Consider the following 22,027-nt stretch of genomic DNA (forward strand, 5'->3'; position numbering starts at 1 on the left):
TGAAAGCGCAGTCGAGGCAAAGCCGATTGACCTACGAGACAGGTCATCTATTTATCAATGAGGAGAATTATAATGATTACTTGGACAAGCTTTAATGATAGCAAGCCGTCAGCCGACGATACCGAAATCGTGGTTGCTGAGCCTTGCAAGATTATGGGGATTATTCCATCGTTTCATGTTTTTACAACAACTTATAGACAGTCGATTGGCTGTATAACAAATGACAGCGGTGATTACATTGAGCCGAAAGAAGGCAGTTTTTGGTCTAGTGTGAATCTGCCGAAAATAGAGGACTGAGATTATGTCACTAGATATCGATTTGATTGTAGATGGCGAGTGCGTTTGGTCACGAAATATCACGCATAACTTAAACGTAATAGCCGACAAAGTAGGTGCTTACGATCACATATGGCGAGCTGACGAAGCTGGCATCAAGTACGCAAAAGACAATATACAAAATCTGCGAGTAGCATTAAGCCGATTTTATCTTGAGTATGACGAATTATTGAAGCTAAGCCCTAGCAATGGTTGGGGCACGTTGGACGGATTGATTGAGTTTACAAAAGCATATTTGGAAGCGTGTGTGGAATACCCAAACGCTGAAATAAAAACGTGTAGGTAAGGAGCAAAACGATGAATAATTTACAGCCGGTTAAGTGGTCAAAAATAGACCTAAATGACTTAGATGAGTTAACGGTAACTGCATATAGTGCATTGCATGAATATTTAATTACTGAGCTAAAGACGGGAAAATTTGAGCTAAAGAAAACGCGATTAAGCCGACCTGATAAAAAGTCTGAGTTTATGTCATATTTTGACACATCCAAAGAAGCCAGAGATTGGGCGTGGGCGCATTATCAACGTAGTATGCAGCCGTATGTTAAACCCTCGCCTACTAAGGTGTTTGAACTAACTTATGATTGCGGTGATAGCTATTTCACTGTTTTCATGACAACTGATAAGCAAAGTGCAATTGATTTTATGGAAAGCGTGAAAGATGCTGACCAAGATTTTATAAGCAGTTATGGCTTTGATGATGATGCGGATGAGCTACTGGTTGAGCAATACGATGATAATCATCCGCTTAAACCTTACGCGAGAAAGATATTTAACTCGATACACGAGGATAGTTTTAGTGAATGGGCAAGGTCATACGCAGGCAACTCTTTTGTATCACAGCTAAGCATTATTGAACATGAATTAAGAGAGGTGACGAAGTGAATATATATGAAGTAGCGTTCGAGCCGCTTTATCCGGTACCACATGGTTTTGTGTTGATGGCTGGTAATAAAAATCAGGCTCTAGTTTTTGCAATGGAGTATCTGCTTGATAAAGGTATGAGCGTTGAAAATGTATCGGTAACGCAGATGGATTTTGGTGCAATGAAAATTACAGGACTTGATAAGCCGCAAGTTATATTTTTTGAAAGTGGCGACTACTAGGAGAATGACAGATGACTAACTTACGACGACTGCGAATTGACCAAGTGGTTGACAAGGTAGCTTTGCCAAGGTCAACGATTTATGAGAAAATCAAGGCTGGTAATTTTCCAGCGCAATACAAAGATGGTAGCTCGTCTTTTTGGTTTGAGCATGAGCTTGACGCATGGCTAATAAAAGTGCATGATTTGCACCTAGAGCCATTGACTGAAAACGAAGCAGAAACAGCCTGACATTAACTAATAACAGTAAAATTAACAGTAATTGACCATTAACTAAAATAACAAGTCAATTAAATCAAAGGTTTAGCTGTTATGTTCGAGTCCGACCACTGGTACCATTTTTAAAATAAAAAAGCCTCCCTATTCGGAGGTTTTTTTATGCCTATACAATAACTCATGCAGCAGCTCTTTACTGATATATGGTCGATACAAACAGCTGCATTAATAAAAGCACATTAACGCTCAAAACCTTCAAATAAAAGTTGCTGATTGCCGTTATTCCTTTTGCATGAATAGGTTCAAAAACATCGCTGTAACTCATTCATATACCTAACAATCAATAGTAAAAGAACCATAAAATCAGGTAAAATAGTGGTCATGACCGCTTCTATCAACCCTAGCCCGCGTAAGATTATTCACATCGACATGGATGCATTTTATGCCAGTGTTGAACAGCGCGACTTCCCTGAGTTACGCGGCAAGCCCTTGGTAGTGGGCGGCGACCCAAATGGTCGCGGTGTGGTGGCAGCGGCGAGCTATGAAGTGCGTAAATTTGGTGTGCGGTCTGCAATGTCCTGTTATGAGGCACGCAAACGCTGTCCAGACGTGGTGTTTGTGCGGCCACGCTTTGACGTCTACCGTGCTGTCAGCAGTGATATCCGCAGTATCATGCACCGCTTGACGCCGCATGTTGAACCCTTATCTCTAGATGAAGCTTATCTCGATGTCACTGGCTTGCAATTCCAGCAAGGTTCTGCGACTTTGATGGCCAATTGGCTACGGGCGCAAATCTTAGAACAGACCAGATTAACTGCCTCTGCTGGGGTGTCGTTTAATAAGATGCTGGCCAAAATTGCTTCTGATATCAACAAACCGAATGGCACAGCGATTATCACCCCAGCCGATGCTGATGCGTTTATCAGTACGCTACCTATTGAGCGTTTTCACGGTATTGGTAAGGCAACTGCTACGCGCCTCCATGCGATGGGCGTGAGCAATGGTGCTGATCTTCGACGCATACCAGCCGCCGTATTGGTGCAGGAGTTTGGCAAACGCGGCCAGTTTTATCACGATATTGCTCATGGTCGTGATGAGCGCCCTGTCAAATCTGAGCGCACGCATAAATCTGTGGGTTCTGAGACCACATTCCGAGACAATTTAAGTGATGATGACGCACTAAGAGCCCAAATCTACGAGCAAAATGACGATGCGTTTGGACAAATGCAAAAAAAACAGCTGATTGCTTATACCATTACCCTAAAAATAAAATACGCAGATTTTACTCAAATTACGCGCTCACACACCTTATCGACGGCATTCTCCAATGCTAACTCTGCTCATTATTGGCTTGATAAGCTATTTTTAGACATTCCACGTGACCTTCCTATTAGGTTGGTTGGGGTTACTTATTCTTCATTAACTCCTGCCACGCAATTACTGCCACAGTTAAACCTTTTTGAATAACCTAATGAATTTCTAGTGTTAAAGCAGTAAGCTGCTGTCTATTGTTTATAGTAAATGCTTAGGCTATTTTAATAATTAAAATAGCTTTTATACCAGTTTATCCTTTCGCAAACTATCCCTTCATATGCTCATTTCTGCTACAATTACGCCAAAATTCCTATCTATTCAAAGACTGATTATGACCGACTCTCGCCCTGTAGCTGCCGATAGTAATACCGCCATTCATACTGATACAAACGCTGATATATTAGACTATTTAAGCGTAGACGATTACGATTATGAGCTACCAGATACTCTGATTGCTCGCTACCCGTTGTCAGAACGCTCCGCTTCAAAATTATTATATCTGCCTGCCGACCATCATGGTGATAAGATCAGTCAAGCCAAAGATCGTTTATTTGCTGAATTACCTGATCTATTAAATGCAGGCGATTTGATCGTATTTAACGATACCAAAGTCATGAAAGCGCGCTTGTTTGGTCAAAAGGATACCGGCGGCAAGGTTGAAGTATTGATTGAACGTTTGGTTAATATCTCGGATTTGGACATAACGACTCTGCACTTAATGACGACAGATGAGCAGCCAGTTACGAGAGCACATGTCGCGCTTTGCCATGTCAAAGCCAGTAAAGCCCCCAAGCTTGGTCAGCGACTGGCGCTTGCGGATGGTCATATGGGCTGCGTGATGATTGGTCGCCAAGACAATTTATTTATCCTAGCGTTTGACGCGCCTATTTTGCCTCATTTAGAGCTTTATGGTGAGTTGCCCATTCCGCCCTACTTTGAGCGTCATGCCGATGCCACGGACAATACCCGTTACCAAACGGTCTTTCATGATCCAGCCAAACTTGCCAGCGTTGCCGCACCCACAGCCAGTCTGCATTTTGATGAGAGTGTGTTAAGCAAACTTGCGGCAAAAGGCATTAATACAGCGTTTGTCACGCTACACGTTGGCGCGGGTACTTTTGCCCCTGTAAAGACAGATAACTTGCTCAACCACACCATGCACAGCGAATACGCGCATCTACCGCAACCGACCGCCGACCTTATCAATCAAACCCATGCGAATGGCAAACAAGTCATCGCTATTGGTACGACGGTGACGCGCGTACTAGAAACAGCGTATCAAAAAACAGCGGCTGACGGCAAAGCACTTGCTAGCTGGTCAGGCGACACCGATATCTTTATTTATCCTGGATTTAAATTTGGAGTCATAGATCGTTTATTGACTAACTTTCACTTACCCAAGTCTACCCTATTGATGCTCGTATCAGCATTTGCAGGCAAGGCCGCTATCGAACAGGCGTATCAACATGCTATCCAAGCTGAATATCGCTTTTTTAGCTATGGCGATGCGATGCTCCTTGACAAAAAAATCAGGTAATACCTTTAAAGTTGCAACATTATTGGGCATTATTAGTCAACGTTACTTTTTAGTAGCTACTAAAAAGTAACGTCTATGAAATAAACTGGTAAACTAAAGCGTATTTTGTTATAACAGCACAAGTAACTCACACTCTAAGGGCTGCACATGTCTCGTCATTTATCTCATCGCTTGACTACTGTAAATTGTGCGGTGTCGATAGCGTTACTTTATTCAATAGGCTCTATTGCTATATCGTCTAGCGCGCAGGCAGCAACGATCGGTAAGACTGTCGTAACCTCTGCGCAGCACGAGCCCTTAGCCGCAAGTATAATAGTGACTGACATTAAAGCCGCTGACTTTTCCGCCAGCTTAGCGAACCCTATTATTTATCAACAAATGGGGCTTACGCCAACGGACTCAATGACGGTGAGTTTTAGACCCACATCAGCGAGCAGCGGGCAAGTTTTGATCAACACCACGCAGCCCGTTTCTAAGCCTTTTGCCGATGTGGTCTTAGCCATTAATGACGGTGGTCAACGCAATGTCATTCCCAAGACATTGCTCATGCCTCTTGATGACAGCATACCTATTAAGCCATTTAACAAACCTTCTAAAAATATCGTGACCGGTGCAAAGAAACCCAATCTGCCTATCATTTCAGCTACCAACGCCAAACCGTTGACGGTTAGAAAAGGTGCGCCGCCGCCACTGATATCAACACCTAGAGCGGCGACAGCGACAGTCACCTCAAACTTGCCAGTAATAGCCACCTCTGCACCGCAGAGCAATCGTCCTATCTATGCCCCAAGTCGCTTGGATAATGGGCGTTTGAATGCTAGCAACAACGTCATGACAACGGCTGCTAGCGCTGTAGATATCAGTCCTGTTGACAAGGCAACTAGCAACCCTGTCGAAAACAAAGTAATGATCAATAAAAGCATGGCTGACAGTACAACGGCAAATAATAATAAGACAATTGCTGGAATCACTGACAAACAGTTCGATATTTTAAATATACAAATCACAAGACAGATACAGCCTAGCAATAAGACCAGTACTGGCATCATGGTCAACGCTCCTGCATCGCCAATGCCGAATAACAATGCTGCCAGCACTGCACCAATGGCAAAGTCAGATTCTAATAGCGCTATTACTACTGCTGCACAAAGCAGCATCCCCTCTAGCGCTGTTGCCGCAATGTCGCCTACAGTGAACAGCAATACTGCCGCTACAATTAACACATCAACTAATCGCGCTATTAGCACGTCTATTGACTATCAAGTACAGCGCAACGATAGCTTATGGGTTATTGCCCAGCAAATTGCCCAAAAAAACAACCTAGACGTTCAAACGGTCATGAAACAAATTCAGGCACAAAACCCGAATGCTTTTATCAATAAAGATGCAGATCAACTAAAAGCGGATGCTAAGCTGAGCTTACCCAATTATGAAGTCGTACCATCACAGCAAAACTTGGAAGCGGCTATTAATGCTCAAAGACAGTATAGACTGAGCGCAAACACCCCTACCGTCAAGAAACCAGCACCCCCAAAACCAGCGGCTAAAACGACAACTGAAGCAGCGTCTGAGACGACTCAAGCAGCTCAAAACTCTGAAAGCCCTGAAAAGCCAGCCGCCACTAAAACCCAGATATTACCAAAAGCGCGTTTTTCTGTACTCGCACCTAGTTCTAATACTGATAAAAATGGCAACGCCGACGGCAATAATGCTAAAGCAGCAACCGCCACGGGTAATGGTCTCAGTACAGAGACCTTAGCAACGCTCAAAGCCTCTAGGCAAGGAGCTGCGTCACAAGCACAGCGCCTGTCAAAAACCAACAATATGCTTGACGGTTATACTAGTAAATTGCAATTACAAAACCAAAAACTGGCGGAGCTTCAAGCTCGTCTCAAAAAATTACGCAATCAATAATTGCCTGACTGATCAGCGCAGTGTGCTGCAACAGTGATCGTAGGCGTGGGAGTAACTATGGACAATATGCTATATATCATCGCCGGACTGGTACTTATTTTAATCATAGCCGTCTTGGTAATGCGCAAGAACAAGGCGCAGAAGCTATCAGCACCTACGGCTGTGCAGGCCGACAAGAATTTGGCAGCCAGCAACCCAGCGACTACATCTGGGGCCAAGCAGCGCAGTCCTACGCAGCAAAATGCTGACAACGAAGGCAAATTTGATAACCTATCGGTTGCGCAGCGCTTTATAAATCAACAGCGCTATGACAAAGCCATTGAAACACTCAGTCGTGGTCTCATAGAAAAACCCAATGACAGTCAGTTATTGCTGAAGCTCTTAGGTATATACGCAACTACCAATCAAACGGATGACTTTTATCGCGTCTATGATGACATTAAAAATCACAGTGACCCAAAAAGCATCGCACAAGCCGATGAACTAAAATCATTACTCACTGAAGAGCAAAACCAAGCAGCACAGTATGCGGTAGCGGCAAAAGATACTCAAAATACTGACTTTGAAAGTTTGGATTTTGACTTACCTGCCAGCCAAGTCGTCAATACACCGACTGTTCAAGATACGGTTATTGCTGAAGATAGGGTCACACCTCTAATCGATGAACCTACTGAAAAATCAGGACTGTCTGATGACTTTAATGATGTCAATCCTACTGTTGAAAATGTCGATGACACGTTTGACCTGACACTTAATGACCTAGAAAATGATGGCGACGAGCCAACCGCTACTAGCGTTATGCCTGTCAGTCAGGTCGACATCGTCGAAGAGGAAAATCTGACTCTAGATGCTAGCGATACTACGCCTATCATTCAAGACAACGATATCAGCGACTTTGATTTTGGCCTTGATTTGCCTGAGCAGACGGATAATATTACTGAACCTTCTGTCAGCTCCACTACTGACAGTGCGCCTCAAGACATCATGTTAGAAGATGAAGACTTTGTCTTAGATTTTTCAGACTTAGAGGCTGGTGTGGATATAAATGCTGCCAAGGCGACTGGCGAAACTACAACAGATGTGACTCAGAATAGTGACGACGACTTTGTATTGTCTTTAGACGATATTGATGAATCAGTTGCTATAGACAATGTCTTAGAAAGTGAACAGCCTGCTCTTGCAGAAGATAATGATCTAGGTGATTTTATCCTTGAAGAGAACAACTTTAAAGACAATGATCTTGAAAACGACAGCTTTGAAAACAATAATTTCGAAAGCAATGACTTTGAAGACAGTAGCCTTAAAGATCAACCACTTGATAATAATGCTTTAGAAAATACTCACATTGAAGCGTCAAGCATGGCACCAACTGCGCCATTGACGTTTGATGAAGATACATTAGCAAACGATGATTTTGATTTTGACTCGCTAGCAGATGCACCGACGGCGACGACTCCAGTCGATGCTGAGTATGATGTAAGTACAGTGGACAGTGAGATTGTTACTTACAATGAAGTCGAAACAAAAGAAGATTTCTCTTTACGTTTTGCCGCAGACTTTGATTTTGTTAAAACCTTGGATAGCAATCAAGTCACTTTAGACTTAGCTGGTCAATATTTACAATTGGGTGAATATGACAGTGCCAAACGTTTGTTAAACGAAGTCATGACTCAAGGTAATAGCGAGCAGCAGCAACAAGCTCAAATGCTACTTGACCGCACTGCATAGTCAATAACCTCATCTCGTATCAGCAAGTATCCTCTAATCATTTAGAATAAATACTTGCTGATTTTTTTTGCATTTAGCCCTTATACTATCTATCATCATACTACCTATCATTACCAAGCTCTCTCGTCTCTTTTTTTGCCTCCCTTGACTGTGCCAATATTATGCCATCACCTGCTATGACAAAAAACTTATCCGACCCCATTCAACTCATTTATGCTGGTGGCACTTTTGGTAGCTACGGACGACCCTTAGCGCCTTTATCAGCAGAAATATTTTTACCCACATTACAACAGCTGCTAGTTGAGCAAGATAGTTCGGGCAATCTACCTCAGATTTCATGGCTCGACAATACCCTAATTAAAGACAGCAGCCAGCTCACGCCCAGCGACTTTATACATTTCTACACGCTCCTGATGAACGCTTATGCACAAGGTGACAGACGCTTTGTATTAATCACTGGTACTGACACTTTAAGTTACTTAGGGGCGTTTTTAGCGGAAGCTTTTGCGGGCAGTGATATTTGTGTCGTCGTAACCGGTAGCATGCGTCCGTTACTAGACAGTGAGGTGTTGCATAACTATAGCGTCGATGCGAACAGTGACGCGTGGGACAATCTGACTGACGCCTTAAAACTGGCAGCAGCTGGTGAATCTGGTGTTAAGATCTGCTTTAGTGGCGAGTCATGGCCAGCACAAACGGTGCAAAAGATACACAGTCACGATCTGATGGCATTTACTGGACATTCTCGAGCGGCTTATCCGGCCAATAGCTATATCAGAACGTTACCAGATACACGACGGCAGCATTGGCTGGATGACCAGTACGATATAATTGATGCTATTCAAAGTCGCGCTGAGCAAGTACGCATCCATGCTTTATACTGTTTACCTAATGACACTGAGGTGATGAGCAATCAGCTACAAGCATTATTGTCGCAGCCACCCTCTGGCATTATGCTATTGGGGTTTGGTGCAGGCAATGTTCCTTATTCAGACGCATTAGCAGCAGCTCTACAACTTGCTTATGAGCATGGACATATGGTGATATGTGCCAGCCAATCGCCTTTTGGCGGAGTGAGTGACAGTTACGCTGCTGGTAGTTGGCAGTATGACTATCATGTGATAGCCGGTGGGCGCTTAACGATTCCCGCTATTTACGCTCGCCTATTATGGCTATTACTGCGTTATGACAGTCCTGCCAGACGTCGACAGCGCTGGTTAAATAATGTCACTCAAGCTGGTACGACCATCAAAAAACGCTAACTGACCACTACCTCCTACTCAACTGTATACATTCTGAACATACCATGACTGAGATTAAGCATATAGCGTCTGACGATTCACCCTTTTATACCTTAGCGATTGCGGTTGAATTTTTGGGCACTCATTACCACGGTTGGCAACGTCAACGAGAAGTGCTCGGCGTCCAACAAGCGCTAGAGACTGCCATCGGTAAGGTTGCCAACGAACCGGTAGAAGTAATCGCCGCTGGTCGTACCGATGCCAGCGTGCATGCCAGCAATATGATTGCCCATTTTACTACCCGCGCTCATCGACCTTCAAACAATTGGTTGCGCGGTGTCAATAGTCTGCTGCCCGATGACATCGCCCTGCGCTGGATTCAACCGATGCCAGCGGACTTCCATGCGCGCTTTGGCGCCATTGCTCGCCGCTATCGTTATATTACTCTTAATCAAGCACAGCGCCCCGCTATTTTGAATCATCAAGTAACGCACATCTATGAGCCACTTGATTTGGCAGCGATGCAATTGGCTGCTGCCGAAATCGTTGGTATTCATGATTTTAGTAGCTACCGCGCTGCCGCTTGTCAGTCTAATCAGCCGATACGTAACGTCAGTCATGCTAAATTATTTGCTCATGGCCAGTTTATCGTTTTTGACATCCAAGCAGATGGATTTTTGCACCACATGGTACGTAACTTGATGGGCACCTTATATGCCATCGGCAAGCACCATCTAGAACCGGCAGATTTTTTACGCATTTTAGCCAAAAAAGACCGTACGATTGCACCGCCTACCGCCTCTGGAGATGGTTTGTATTTCATTAACGCCTACTATCCTGAACGCTTCCAGCAGTTATTACCGGATGCCCCTCTGACACCCATTTGGTTGAATTTACCTGACTAGATTGATATAAGCTGGTATACATAACGGTTACAAGCTGTCAAGTAAAAACCTATGGCTGTATTGCTTTAATCAGCAAACTTACGTATAATGTCGGCTTATTTTTAATTGATTGATACAAATTATGGCAAAAGACGATATTATTGAATTTGAAGGCGAAGTTATTGATACCCTTCCAAATACATTGTTTAAAGTTCGTTTAGAAAACGGACACGAGATCATTGCGCACATCTCAGGTAAGATGCGTAAGCATTACATTCGTATCTTGACTGGTGATAAAGTTAAGGTCGAAATGACACCTTATGATTTGTCTAAAGGTCGCATTACTTATCGCGGCAAAAACTAATATTATTATCAACTAGAATGGTTATAACAGCGTTTGTATCGAAACCTGTCATTTACGAATAAACGGTTTTGGCTAATATAAATTCTTGAGTGGTTTAACTGATAATAATAATGACACTGCTAACCTACTCATTATTGCCTATCATATTCTAGTTGCTGGTTTTGCCATAAAAAATACCGCTATTTAACAGCGGTATTTTTTTGTCTGGTTTTTAAGATTTGCTAGGGCGTGTCCTCATTTTAAAAATGGTCATAAAAATGAGATAAATTGCCGTCAAACGAGGAAAATAGTGCAAATAATATCGGGATATTAATCAGCTATTTGACGATGTTTGGCAAAATTTAGCCATTTTTAGCCATTTTTAGCCATTTTTAGCCCATTTAGATACAATCGCTTGAATTGAGGACACGCCCTAATACTGAAACGTTACTTAAACTCTACTGTCGCGCCATTTTGAATGACGCCTAACAGCGCTAACGCATCCCAGTTAGTCAAACGGACACAACCTGCTGAGGCTTGGCGACTGATACGAGCAGGATCTGGCGAACCATGAATACCATACGAGGGTTTGCTTAGCCCAATCCATACCATTCCCACAGGATTATTAGGACCGGGAGGAATAATCGCCTTACTGCCGTCATCGGCAGTATAGGTATAATTGGGCTCATGCACTTTTACTTCTACGGTGTGCGTGCCTGTTGGCGATGGTGTCGCCGTGCTACCTACAGTGGTTGGATAGCTGGCAACCAAATTGTCCTGGGCATCATAAGCATAGAGGGTTTCGGTCACTCTATCAGCGACCACGCGGCTGACAGGCTTGGTATTAGGGTTACCAGGATTGTAGACGGTGATGGTTTCGCCTACGCTAAAACTGGCAGTGGGATTGAGCGATTTTAGATACTTTTCACTAATATGAAATTTTTCTGCCAGCCCTTCGGTCACACTTTCGTAATACATCCCCTCGAGCTTGGCTTTTTCTTTTGCCCCTGCTGGGATAGTGGTGGTTTTAATATTAACGTCCGCCTCAGTCAGCTGATAGCTCACCAATACTGGTTGCGCCATCAGCTTGTCGTTTTTAGTCAATGCTTGCCACGTTTCTGTATTCAACGTTTCTGTGACCGTCAAGCCATTGGCTTTTTGAAATGCTTGCATGGCTTTGCGGGTATTTTTGCCCCAATAGCCGTCAACAGGACCCACGCCACTATGCTGCCAATTTAATAATGCTTGTAGCTTGGTGCCAGTATTGCGATTAATATTCATCCCCGCCTGCCAATTGGCGCTATTCACTTTTTGAGCAATCTCTGGTAAATTTTCTGTGCTATATTTAATGGTGGGTAAAAATTTATTCAGTGATACGGTAGTTTTACTCTTGCCTGTCAGCTTTTGACTAACGCCATTGGTCACTGGACTCATGTCAGTGGACTTATCTTTCACTGTACTACTAGTCGCTTCCATGGCAGGTGTATTGGTAGCAGACTTATTAGTAGCAGATTCATTAGCAATAGTGCTGTTAGTGCTATCGCTAGTGTTAACAACATTATTACTGGTACTTGATGGCGTGCTTTCATCGGTCGCTGTCATATTTTCAGTGGTTGCTGCCACGCTTTGACCTATGAAAATAGTGGTTGATAAACCGATCGCCAATAACGCAGTGCTTATTTTTGTCAGTTGATACATGTGGTACTCCTAAAATTATTATTTGTCTTATCAAAATTTCTTTATCAAGTTTTATTGCTCTAATCTACTATTGATCTCTATCGTTTTAATTCTTTATGAGCAGTCTTTGCATGAATAAAGGTTATTACTGCTTGCTGATAAGTTGTTTATATTGCCATATTCCCTTGTGAGCATATAACAGTTTTGTGTTACTAAGCGCCTTATCCTGCGGTGTCTGTGTTAATACGACGTCCATTTGACTAAAATTATTAATGTATTTTTCGGCACTTTTTTAAGTCCAGCTAAATCCTTGGCGCATAAAAAACCCATAAACTGCTCAGCAATTTATGGGAGTTGATATCGAAATAAGACAGCTAAAATATAGTGGAAACCTTAGCAGCTATTAGCGTGGGTTTTTACACCAATTTAGCCAACACCGCTTGCCCCATTTCTTTGCAGCCTACTTGTTTTAAGGCGGCTTCACTGGCATCTAGAATATCAAGGGTGCGCAAACCATCATCAAGAACATCACTGACTGCCTGCTCAATCGCTTGGGCAGCTTGTTCTTGCTTAAAGGTATAGCGTAGCATCATCGCGACAGAAAGAATCGTAGCTAATGGATTGGCTTTGTCTTGACCAGCAATATCAGGGGCGGAACCATGACATGGCTCATACATACCTTTGCCAGCGGCATCAAGACTGGCAGACGGTAGCATCCCGATAGAGCCTGTCAACATAGCAGCTTCATCAGACAAGATATCGCCGAACATGTTACCCGTCACCATGACATCAAACTGTTTAGGATTTTTGATCAGCTGCATACAAGCATTGTCAGCATACATGTGCGATAACGCCACATCGCTATAGTCCGCTTGCTGCATCTCAATCATTGTCTGCTTCCACAGTTCAGTGACTTCTAGGACATTGGCTTTATCTACCGAGCAAACTTTGGCTGGCGTACCTGCTGCCTGTGCGCGTGTTTGCGCCAATTCAAAGGCGACCTTACCGATACGCTGAATCTCACTGGTGCTATACACCATGGTGTTATAGCCTTGTTGCTCGCCGTTTTCCAATGTGCGGATACCGCGTGGCTCACCGAAATAAATACCGCCCGTCAATTCACGGACAATCAGTAAATCAAGACCTGAGATAATCTCAGGCTTGATACTAGAGGCATTGACAAGCTGCGGATACAGCTTTGCCACACGTAGATTGGCAAACAAACCCAGCTCACTGCGGATTTTAAGCAGACCACGCTCAGGGCGTTTGCTACGCTCGATACCATCCCATTTAGGTCCACCAACTGCACCTAGTAATACGGCATCAGCAGCACGCGCACGCGCTAGTGTCTCATCTGGTAAAGGCTCACCCGTTGCATCGACTGCCACCCCACCGATTAACCCAGATTCAAGGGTCAAACCTAACGAAAATTTCTTATTAATCGCTTCGAGCACATCAACAGCTTGAGTCATGATCTCAGGGCCAATACCATCGCCCGCTAATGTTAAAATCGTTGCCATACTGATCCTTTTGGGTAAGTAAGTTTTTATAATAGGTACTGCTAGCGCTGTATTACCGTCTTCTATAAGACCACCACTATCGATAATAGACCACCATCAATAATGATAGCCATCACAGAAGAGGTTGTTGTCTTTAATTAAGCTAGGTTTTGTAGAACCATCCAATTGAGAGTCTAGATATCAAGCCACGGCTTTTAATGGAGTGGTCTTTTTCTCAATAATACTGGTCTCTACAAATTCCCCTTGATGCTCAGCGCCCAGCTGTTTACAAAAGCGCCGCTGCAAACTACTGTCTTGCGATAGCTCAATGCATAAAGGCTCAGGCGATGCCGTGTCTAATAAGCTCCCTGAGTTGTCGCTAGATTTTTTTTGATAAGCATGTAACTGATAAGTGCCTGGCTCGACGAAATCATGAATAATCGCAAAACGTTCAACATAGCCGACGTTGTTTTCTGGATAGAAATTTACCTGTACTTCGCGTTTTGCAGGTTTAACCCGCGCGTAGTAATTGGTCAGTCCTGGCATACCAGAAGCAGATAACGGAACGATTTTGACAGCACTTTCATTAGAAAGTGGCGTCATGTCGATGTTCATCTGTGCTCGTGCCCGCTGATCGATTTTATTCATAGGCATGATAACCAGCATGTCAGGACTCACCGGCTCGTGGGTATCCGGTGCAATCACTAAGGTTTTATCTATCTGCACAATTTCGCAGTGGTAGGTGCCTATGCAAGAAATATTCACCTCACCCTCGACGGGTTGGATGTTCCCCACTCGTACCTTGGCACTATCTGCCTTGTCTATTTGTTTATAGCCCGTCAATGACTGACAGCCTGTTAACAATAAGCTTACAGCGACAGCCATACTTGTCCAGACAGCATAACGTTGTTTATTCATAATGACGGCTACTATTTAATATGGAAGATAAGTTACCCTTCATTCTAGCCAGTTCATCACGATAACTCAACGCTGCGTTACTATTGTTCATCGGTTTTTTATAGCCACTGGTCTATGAGTTACTCTCTACGCGCGTACTTGATTAAATATCCAAGGCGTTTTTTGCATCATTTGATGCTCGTAGTCTTTGATAGCATCACTTTGCTGTAGCGTTAAGCCGATATCATCCAACCCATTTAGCAAGCAATGTTTGCGAAATTCATCGACTTCGAAAGGATACTCTTCCCCAGTTGAAGTAATGACCACTTGGCGCTCAAGATCGGCGGTTAGCTCATAGCCTTCGTTAGCAAGCGTATCTTTCATTAGGGTATCTACAATTGCCTCGTCCAAGACAATTGGTAGCATGCCATTTTTAAAACAGTTGTTATAAAAAATATCAGCAAAGCTTGGCGCGATCACCGTACGAAAGCCGTATTCTGACAATGCCCACGGTGCATGCTCACGACTAGAACCACAACCAAAGTTGCGGCGTGCCAGTAAGATAGTCGCGCCTTGGTAACGTGGCTTATTCAATACAAAGTCTGGGTTAATCACTCGCGTGCTATTGTCTTGACCCGGATAGCCTTCGTCTAGATAGCGCCAATCATCAAATAGATTGACACCGAAGCCTGTACGTTTAATAGACTTTAAAAACTGCTTTGCAATGATTTGGTCGGTATCGACGTTTGCGCGATCGAGTGGGCAAACGATACCTGTTTGGGTGTTATAAGCTTGCATAATAATTCCTGTCAATTATATTTTTATTGATGCGTATCAGTCTTAAAACGTGCGCACATCCACAAAGTGTCCTGCCAATGCGGCGGCGGCTGCCATTGCTGGACTGACCAAATGCGTACGACCACCATTGCCCTGACGACCTTCGAAGTTACGGTTAGAGGTTGAAGCGCAATGCTCTTGTGGCTCAAGTTTATCGGCATTCATAGCAAGGCACATCGAGCAACCCGGCTCGCGCCATTCAAAACCGGCCTCAGTAAACAGAGCATCCAAGCCTTCTGCTTCAGCCTGCAACTTCACTTGGCCAGAACCTGCCACAACGATGGCTTCTTTAATATTGTCCGCGACTTTACGACCTTTAATCACGGCGGCGGCATCGCGCAAATCTTCGATACGCGAGTTGGTACACGAACCAATAAAGATACGATCAAGCTGGATGTCAGTGATTTTTTGGCCAGCATCTAAACCCATATAGGTATAAGCACGTAACCAACCTTCTTCTTGCGCTTCATCAGCGGCTTGATCAGGCGTCGGTACTGACTGTGTAATATCAACAACCATTTCAGGAGAGGTTCCCCAAGAGACTTGTGGTGCTATTTGACTACCATCCAGCTCAACCACCGTATCAAATACTGCGTCATCATCTGAATACAAGGTACGCCAGTAAGCTTCCGCTTGCTCCCACTGCTCAGTGGTTGGCGCATAAGGACGGCCTTTGACGTAATCAATGGTCGTGCCATCGACCGCGACCATACCAACGCGAGCACCCGCTTCGATGGCCATGTTACAGACGGTCATGCGACCTTCCATACTCATGTCTTCAAAGACTTGCCCTGCAAATTCAATGGCATGCCCTGTCCCGCCAGCGGTACCAATTTTGGCAATAATAGCAAGTACCACATCTTTTGAGGTCACGCCAGCGCCAAGCTTACCCGTGACAAGAATTTGCATGTTTTTTGATTTCTTTTGAATCAAACACTGCGTTGCCAACACATGCTCGACTTCTGATGTGCCGATACCATGCGCCAAACAGCCAAGTGCACCGTGGGTTGCAGTATGCGAATCACCACAAACCACGGTCATACCAGGTAATACCAAACCTTGCTCAGGACCAACCACATGTAAGATACCTTGACGGGCATCATTGATGGTAAATTCAGCAATATCAAACTTAGTGCAATTGTCATCTAAGGTGAGTACTTGTAAACGCGACACTTTATCCTTAATACCTGCGACGCCTTCTAAACGCTCCTTGGTCACCGTTGGCACATTGTGATCAGGGCTAGCGATGTTAGCCGACAGACGCCATGGCGCTCTATTGGCCAGATCCAGACCTTCAAAGGCTTGTGGACTTGTTACTTCATGCAGTAGATGGCGGTCGATATAAATCAGGCTCGAACCATCATCACGCTTGGTGACTTCGTGAGCATTCCAAAGTTTGTCATATAACGTTTGACCGGCCATGTTGCTATCCTTTATTAGTTACTAATCACTGAATCTATTTACCCGCTCACACAACAGCAAGCGAGGTTTTTATTGAAATTTTTATATAATTGACACTTTTATTTAAAGACATGCATTTTATTTATAAAGTGGCGTTATGTTACTGACGCCTTTCATAATAAACTTACTATTTATCAAAAATATTTTTCATAGATCATACTTATTAAATTGGTCTACCACACATCTATATCAACACCAATTGATGGGTTTTCAGGTAAATTGATAAAATTGGCCATCAATACAGGCGTTAAACGGCTAATTACCAAGTTAATAGAATAAATACGTCTTGATACCTTGTGATTATAGCAGGCTAATCCTATAATAATAATTGATGATTTTTACGTAGTCGCAAACTTTTATTTCTAATACATTGTGACTAGGTCAGCCAACTTTTATTTATAGCTCGCTACGCAGCTAAGGACATCGGTTTGAATACCACGAATTTGACGACATTCGTCACTGTTATGCACACAGGCAGCATCTCAGGCGCAGCAGAAAAGCTTTTTATTACCCAGCCTGCTGTCAGTAAGCGTATCAAGAATTTAGAAGATGAATTTAACATTACGTTGTTTGATACGGTCGGTCGCGGTATTGTGCCGACTCAAGCCGCTACTGAAATGCTGCCGCACGCCAAGCGCTGGCTCGACGATTATGAGAACTTCAAAATCAATTTACAACACTCTCAGCACATTGTGTCGGGTAAATTGGTCATTGGCACCAGCCACCATATTGGCTTGCATCATTTGGCTCCTGTGCTCAAGCACTTTATTCAAGCCTATCCTGCGGTGCAGTTAGAAGTTCATTTTGTCGACTCTGAAACGGCGCACAAGGCGGTGTTAGATGGTGACTTATCATTAGCATTCCTAACGTTGCCACCTGTCTACGATAAGCGTTTGACGTATCACACGCTTTGGTCAGACCCACTCTACTTTATGACCGGCACTCTATCTCCTTTAGCGACCAAAGCCAATGTCACTTTAGAGCAATTGGCCCGCTATCCCGCTATTTTGCCCTCTGCCAATACTTTTACCAGCCAAATTACCTTAGCTGAGTTTGCCAAGCATAATCTAAAACCTTACGCCACCATGAGTACCAACCCACTTGAATCCATTCGGATGTTGGTTTCTGTTGGCCTAGGATGGTCTGTATTACCTCAAACCTTGGTCAGTCAAGATTTAGAGCGTATCAATATGGCAGATAATATTGAGCTACAGCGTTATCTCGGTGTGGTTATCAATCCAAAGCTGACTCGCTCTAGTAGCGTGACTGCCTTATTAGACTTGCTTGCCCCAATTGATTAAACGGCTTTTAGTAAGTAGCAAATGATGGTTTAGAACCTTTATTGGCTTTGTATAAAGCCTTACGTTACAAAGCCAAGCTCAGTTGTTCGCATTTTTAACAGCCATACGTTATAATGCGTTTGGCTTTGTTTTCTATAACATAAATTTACCAGAATAACACTGATAGTCATATTTTGAAGACTTCGAGTAATATATGATGGTAAACAGTAGGTTTAATGGTTTTAAATGATTGATTATATAAGTGAGTAGCATTTGTAAAAAACTAGCAGATAAGGGCGATAGACAAGATTGCGATTGAGCCACGCTTGTTGTCCTCTAATCACTACTTTATGAATATTACTTTTAAAACAGTATCAATCATATAAAACTAACAGAAAATACTGACTAAAAGTCAAAAGCCATTATGTCCTACTTAATGGCTTTTTTTGTCTTTAAATATTGTTTATAAACATCATCTTGTGATGACTTAATTTTATATAGTTAAAAATAATTACAGCCAACAACGTTGGTTAAGGACAGTTTATATGAATGGGATTTCTAGTGGCGTGCTGATATCGTTGGGCGCCTACTTCTTAGTGATGATTGGGATTGGCATTTACGCTTATTTTAAGCAAGCCAATGACACTGAAGGCTACATGTTAGGAGGACGTAATTTAGGTCCCGCAGTCACTGCATTATCAGCAGGGGCGTCGGACATGTCAGGTTGGTTGCTCCTTGGCCTACCAGGCTATATGTATGCCGATGGTGTCGTAAGTATGTGGATCGCACTTGGTTTGACACTAGGTGCCTTATTGAACTATATCATTGTGGCACCGCGCCTTCGCGTTTATACCGAAGTCGCTGACAACGCGATTACCTTGCCGGACTATTTCGCCAACCGCTTTGAAGATAAATCGCACATGCTGCGTGTCATATCAGCAATCGTTATCATCTTATTTTTCACCGTTTATACCGCTGCAAGTCTAGTAGGTGGTGGTAAACTCTTCGAAAGCTCACTCAACTTATCATATAGCACGGGCCTTTGGGTAACTGCTGGTGTCGTCGTTGCCTATACCCTATTCGGTGGTTTCTTAGCGGTATCGATGACTGACTTTGTACAGGGCGTCATCATGTTATTTGCAATGGTGATCGTACCAGTTGTTGCCTTTACAGATCTTGGCGGTATATCAGCAACGACTGAAGCCGTTCGAAACATTGATCCAAGTTTATTAGATGTCACCAGTGGCATGACTATCATTGGTATTATCTCATTAATGGCATGGGGGCTTGGCTACTTTGGTCAACCACATATCATCGTTCGTTTTATGGCGATACGTTCGGTCAAAGACGTACCAATGGCCCGTAATATCGGTATGAGCTGGATGGTTGTCAGCTTAATTGGTTCTTTAATGACAGGTTTTGCTGGTCGTGCTTATGTACAAAAAACCGCAATGACCTTGGATGATCCTGAGACCATATTCTTAGTCTTTACACAGTTTTTATTCACACCGCTGGTTTCAGGGTTTTTATTAGCCGCTATTTTAGCTGCGATTATGAGTACCATTTCATCGCAGCTATTGGTGGTATCAAGCTCGCTGACTAAAGATGTCTACAAGCTATTCTTCGATAAAGATGCTCCTGAAGCACGCCAAGTACTAGTGGGTCGTATCTCGGTTGTAGCGGTAGCGGTCGTATCTATCTTGCTCGCCTCTGATCCCGATAGCTCAGTATTGAGCTTAGTTTCTAACGCTTGGGCAGGATTTGGTGCAGCATTCGGACCCTTGGTTATCTTCAGCCTAATCTGGCGCGGTATGAACCGTAACGGTGCGGTCGCTGGTATGGTAATTGGTGCCTTAACTGTTATCCTGTGGATCTATGGTCCTTTCGAGATGAATGGTATGGCATTAAATAGCTGGTTATATGCTATCGTTCCAGGCTTCATCTTAAGTACCATTGCTATCTTCGCGGTTAGTATTATGACTGGCGGTCCAAAACCTTCAGTAACTGCTAAATTTGAAGAAATGGAACTGAACCTTAATAAATAAGTAAATAATCTTATCACTATCAAAAAAAACCTCGCCATGATTGGCGAGGTTTTTTATTATGAGCAATTATATTAGGGTATGTTCTCATTTTAAGAATAGCAATGGAAATGAATATATGCCCTAGCTAAATACACGCCCTAGCTATAAGGTATTAAAAGGTCTTGGTTAACAATATGGTTGCCGACTTCTCATCGCGATCATCATAATAATCAAAGTTACTGGAAGTCTGATCATAATCAAATACCAGTCGCGGTGTCAGACCATATAGAGTCAAGTCACGCTTCCAGACTTGTAGCCCCAATGATGTCGTCTTATCCTCTCTTGTCGAGCCAACTTTACCACCGACAGCATTGTAGTAACCATTTAAAGCACCACTACCTGCTGGGTAAGCATCCGCTGGATCATCGTACTCTTTTACAGCGTAGCCCGCTGTCGTTAGGGTAGAAATACCTCGCTTCCACTCACGACCCCAACCAACGTTTACAGAGTTGCGGTCATAGCTGATAATGCTAGATTTGGGTACGTCGTTTTGATAATTACCAAGACCACCATAAAAGTATTCTTTGGCGTCTTTAATATAGAATGCATTTAGACCCAAAAACTGTCCGTCAGTCTCGCGGTTTTTATTGTCGTCATCTTCAAACGTTTCTTTAGATAAAATGCCAGTCGCTGATAGCTTTAGCTTAGGTTTTACCCAGCGAGAACCACTAACAGTGACACCTTTACGTAGACTATATGGCTCTTCATCATAGTATCGTTTCGTCACAAATGGCGTGAGAGAGAGATCATTTTTGGCATCATCATAACCGACACCAGCGGAAGCCGTGAATAAATAGTCGTTATAGTCAGTCTCATCCCAATAGCCTTTTAGTGAGGCATTACCACCCACCGTGGCATAAAAGTTATCGGGTAAATTAAAGCGTTTGTTTGCACTGGCTGATACTTGAATACCATTGGCTGACTTTTGCTCAACTGAGTTGCCTAATTGAGATTGGATAGTCTTTGATGGCGCATCATTGATGTTATCATCCTTGACGTAGCTGGCAGAGGCATCAAAACGCCAGTTTTCGAGACTGTTTATTTGAGCCAATGAGCCTTGAACCCTAGCCATAACAGGTGCCGGTAAGTCGACTGATTGTAGCTTTAAGAATTGGTCTTTCGCGGCGGCATACTGTTTGTCTGCTTGCAGAGCCAATGCCATATTCAGGCGTACTGGGTGGAAGTCTGGGTCTGCCGCTAGCATATTACGATAGATGGCGATGGCTTGCTTGTTTTTAGCTTCACTACGATATACGAGTGCATCAGCAAAATTAATAAGCATCGGGTCATTGGTTTCTAGTGCTTTATAATGCGGCAATAATTCTTTGACGGTTACCATATCCTGTGCAGCCAACGCATCGTTTAAATACTTGCTAAACGCTGCTGGATTGGCTTTTAAAGCTTCTAAATTGTAAGCGGTGGCGGCAGCAAGTTGCTGACGACTTCTGATAGCACGTTGTGCCTCTGTATCCGAGACAACGGTAGAAGGTGCTGTAGGGTCTGATACAGCGGTTTGGTTCTCACGCTTGAGGAGTTCGGCAGCTTGGTCAAGCTCTGGTTCTATCTCTTCTAAGACGGGCTCTGCTGCCATAACCGATAGAGGAAAAGCCATTATAGATAGCAGGATTGAAGCTGTTAAAGGTTTACGTATATATCGATTGTTCATAGGTATCC

At 43.5% G+C, this 22,027-nt stretch carries 20 protein-coding genes; 14 read left to right on the forward strand and 6 right to left on the reverse strand.

The features are described from left to right. Window positions 1–72 precede the first annotated feature (72 nt). From J5X94_RS02855 to infA, 12 genes are all read left to right on the forward strand, one after another. Window positions 73–297, forward strand: coding sequence for a hypothetical protein (locus J5X94_RS02855; protein WP_210539906.1), 225 nt, complete (start codon window positions 73–75; stop codon window positions 295–297). 4 nt (window positions 298–301) lie between these two features. Next, window positions 302–622, forward strand: coding sequence for a hypothetical protein (locus J5X94_RS02860; protein WP_210539908.1), 321 nt, complete (start codon window positions 302–304; stop codon window positions 620–622). A gap of 11 nt (window positions 623–633) precedes the next feature. Further along, a complete protein-coding gene (locus J5X94_RS02865) occupies window positions 634–1,221 on the forward strand; it encodes a hypothetical protein (RefSeq protein WP_210539909.1) in 588 nt (195 codons plus the stop codon). Then, complete coding sequence (locus J5X94_RS02870; protein ID WP_210539911.1) at window positions 1,218–1,442, forward strand: hypothetical protein; 225 nt, start codon at window positions 1,218–1,220, stop codon at window positions 1,440–1,442. Before J5X94_RS02865 ends, J5X94_RS02870 begins: the two co-directional genes overlap by 4 nt. Window positions 1,443–1,453: 11 nt before the next feature. Beyond that, window positions 1,454–1,672, forward strand: a complete 219-nt coding sequence (locus tag J5X94_RS02875) for a helix-turn-helix transcriptional regulator (protein ID WP_210539913.1) — start codon at window positions 1,454–1,456, stop codon at window positions 1,670–1,672. A 366-nt stretch (window positions 1,673–2,038) separates the two neighbouring features. Continuing rightward, entirely contained in the window at window positions 2,039–3,124 is a 1,086-nt protein-coding gene (gene dinB / locus J5X94_RS02880) for a DNA polymerase IV (RefSeq protein WP_210539916.1), read from the forward strand. 178 nt (window positions 3,125–3,302) lie between these two features. Continuing rightward, complete coding sequence (gene queA / locus J5X94_RS02885; protein ID WP_210539918.1) at window positions 3,303–4,508, forward strand: tRNA preQ1(34) S-adenosylmethionine ribosyltransferase-isomerase QueA; 1,206 nt, start codon at window positions 3,303–3,305, stop codon at window positions 4,506–4,508. A gap of 147 nt (window positions 4,509–4,655) precedes the next feature. Beyond that, window positions 4,656–6,422, forward strand: a complete 1,767-nt coding sequence (locus J5X94_RS02890) for a FimV family protein (RefSeq protein ID WP_210539920.1) — start codon at window positions 4,656–4,658, stop codon at window positions 6,420–6,422. Window positions 6,423–6,479: 57 nt separating this feature from the next. Further along, the gene (locus J5X94_RS02895) at window positions 6,480–8,150 is read left to right on the forward strand and encodes a FimV/HubP family polar landmark protein (protein ID WP_210539922.1); all 1,671 of its coding nucleotides are present in this window, start codon (window positions 6,480–6,482) and stop codon (window positions 8,148–8,150) included. A gap of 176 nt (window positions 8,151–8,326) precedes the next feature. Further along, window positions 8,327–9,412: an asparaginase gene (locus tag J5X94_RS02900; protein ID WP_228293119.1), complete on the forward strand. Its 1,086-nt coding sequence runs from the start codon at window positions 8,327–8,329 to the stop codon at window positions 9,410–9,412. Between the two features lie 44 nt (window positions 9,413–9,456). After that, entirely contained in the window at window positions 9,457–10,296 is an 840-nt protein-coding gene (truA, locus tag J5X94_RS02905; protein WP_210539926.1) for a tRNA pseudouridine(38-40) synthase TruA, read from the forward strand. Window positions 10,297–10,417: 121 nt separating this feature from the next. Then, the gene (gene infA, locus J5X94_RS02910; protein ID WP_021814850.1) at window positions 10,418–10,639 is read left to right on the forward strand and encodes a translation initiation factor IF-1; all 222 of its coding nucleotides are present in this window, start codon (window positions 10,418–10,420) and stop codon (window positions 10,637–10,639) included. Between the two features lie 426 nt (window positions 10,640–11,065). On the opposite strand, the gene J5X94_RS02915 is transcribed toward infA, so the two are convergent. From J5X94_RS02915 to leuC, 5 genes are all read right to left on the reverse strand, one after another. Next, on the reverse strand, window positions 11,066–12,316 hold the full coding sequence (locus J5X94_RS02915) for a L,D-transpeptidase family protein (protein WP_210539928.1): 1,251 nt from the start codon (window positions 12,314–12,316) through the stop codon (window positions 11,066–11,068). A gap of 395 nt (window positions 12,317–12,711) precedes the next feature. Further along, on the reverse strand, window positions 12,712–13,815 hold the full coding sequence (gene leuB, locus J5X94_RS02920; RefSeq protein WP_189581070.1) for a 3-isopropylmalate dehydrogenase: 1,104 nt from the start codon (window positions 13,813–13,815) through the stop codon (window positions 12,712–12,714). A 180-nt stretch (window positions 13,816–13,995) separates the two neighbouring features. Beyond that, a complete protein-coding gene (locus J5X94_RS02925) occupies window positions 13,996–14,712 on the reverse strand; it encodes a hypothetical protein (RefSeq protein ID WP_210539930.1) in 717 nt (238 codons plus the stop codon). Between the two features lie 126 nt (window positions 14,713–14,838). Beyond that, window positions 14,839–15,489, reverse strand: coding sequence for a 3-isopropylmalate dehydratase small subunit (gene leuD / locus J5X94_RS02930; protein ID WP_210539932.1), 651 nt, complete (start codon window positions 15,487–15,489; stop codon window positions 14,839–14,841). A 42-nt stretch (window positions 15,490–15,531) separates the two neighbouring features. Further along, window positions 15,532–16,950, reverse strand: a complete 1,419-nt coding sequence (gene leuC, locus J5X94_RS02935; protein ID WP_210539934.1) for a 3-isopropylmalate dehydratase large subunit — start codon at window positions 16,948–16,950, stop codon at window positions 15,532–15,534. A gap of 467 nt (window positions 16,951–17,417) precedes the next feature. Between leuC and J5X94_RS02940 the strand changes: the two genes are divergently transcribed. Both J5X94_RS02940 and putP read left to right on the forward strand, forming a co-directional pair. Next, window positions 17,418–18,290, forward strand: coding sequence for a LysR family transcriptional regulator (locus J5X94_RS02940; protein ID WP_210539936.1), 873 nt, complete (start codon window positions 17,418–17,420; stop codon window positions 18,288–18,290). 524 nt (window positions 18,291–18,814) lie between these two features. Continuing rightward, window positions 18,815–20,314 carry a sodium/proline symporter PutP gene (putP, locus tag J5X94_RS02945; protein WP_189581061.1) on the forward strand — a complete coding sequence of 500 codons (1,500 nt, stop codon included), beginning with the start codon at window positions 18,815–18,817 and terminating at the stop codon, window positions 20,312–20,314. A gap of 151 nt (window positions 20,315–20,465) precedes the next feature. Here putP and J5X94_RS02950 read toward each other — a convergent pair whose 3' ends face one another. Beyond that, window positions 20,466–22,019 carry a surface lipoprotein assembly modifier gene (locus tag J5X94_RS02950; protein WP_210539938.1) on the reverse strand — a complete coding sequence of 518 codons (1,554 nt, stop codon included), beginning with the start codon at window positions 22,017–22,019 and terminating at the stop codon, window positions 20,466–20,468. Window positions 22,020–22,027: the final 8 nt, after the last annotated feature.

It is taken from the genome of Psychrobacter sp. K31L (assembly GCF_017942195.1).
Lineage (GTDB): Bacteria > Pseudomonadota > Gammaproteobacteria > Pseudomonadales > Moraxellaceae > Psychrobacter > Psychrobacter glaciei.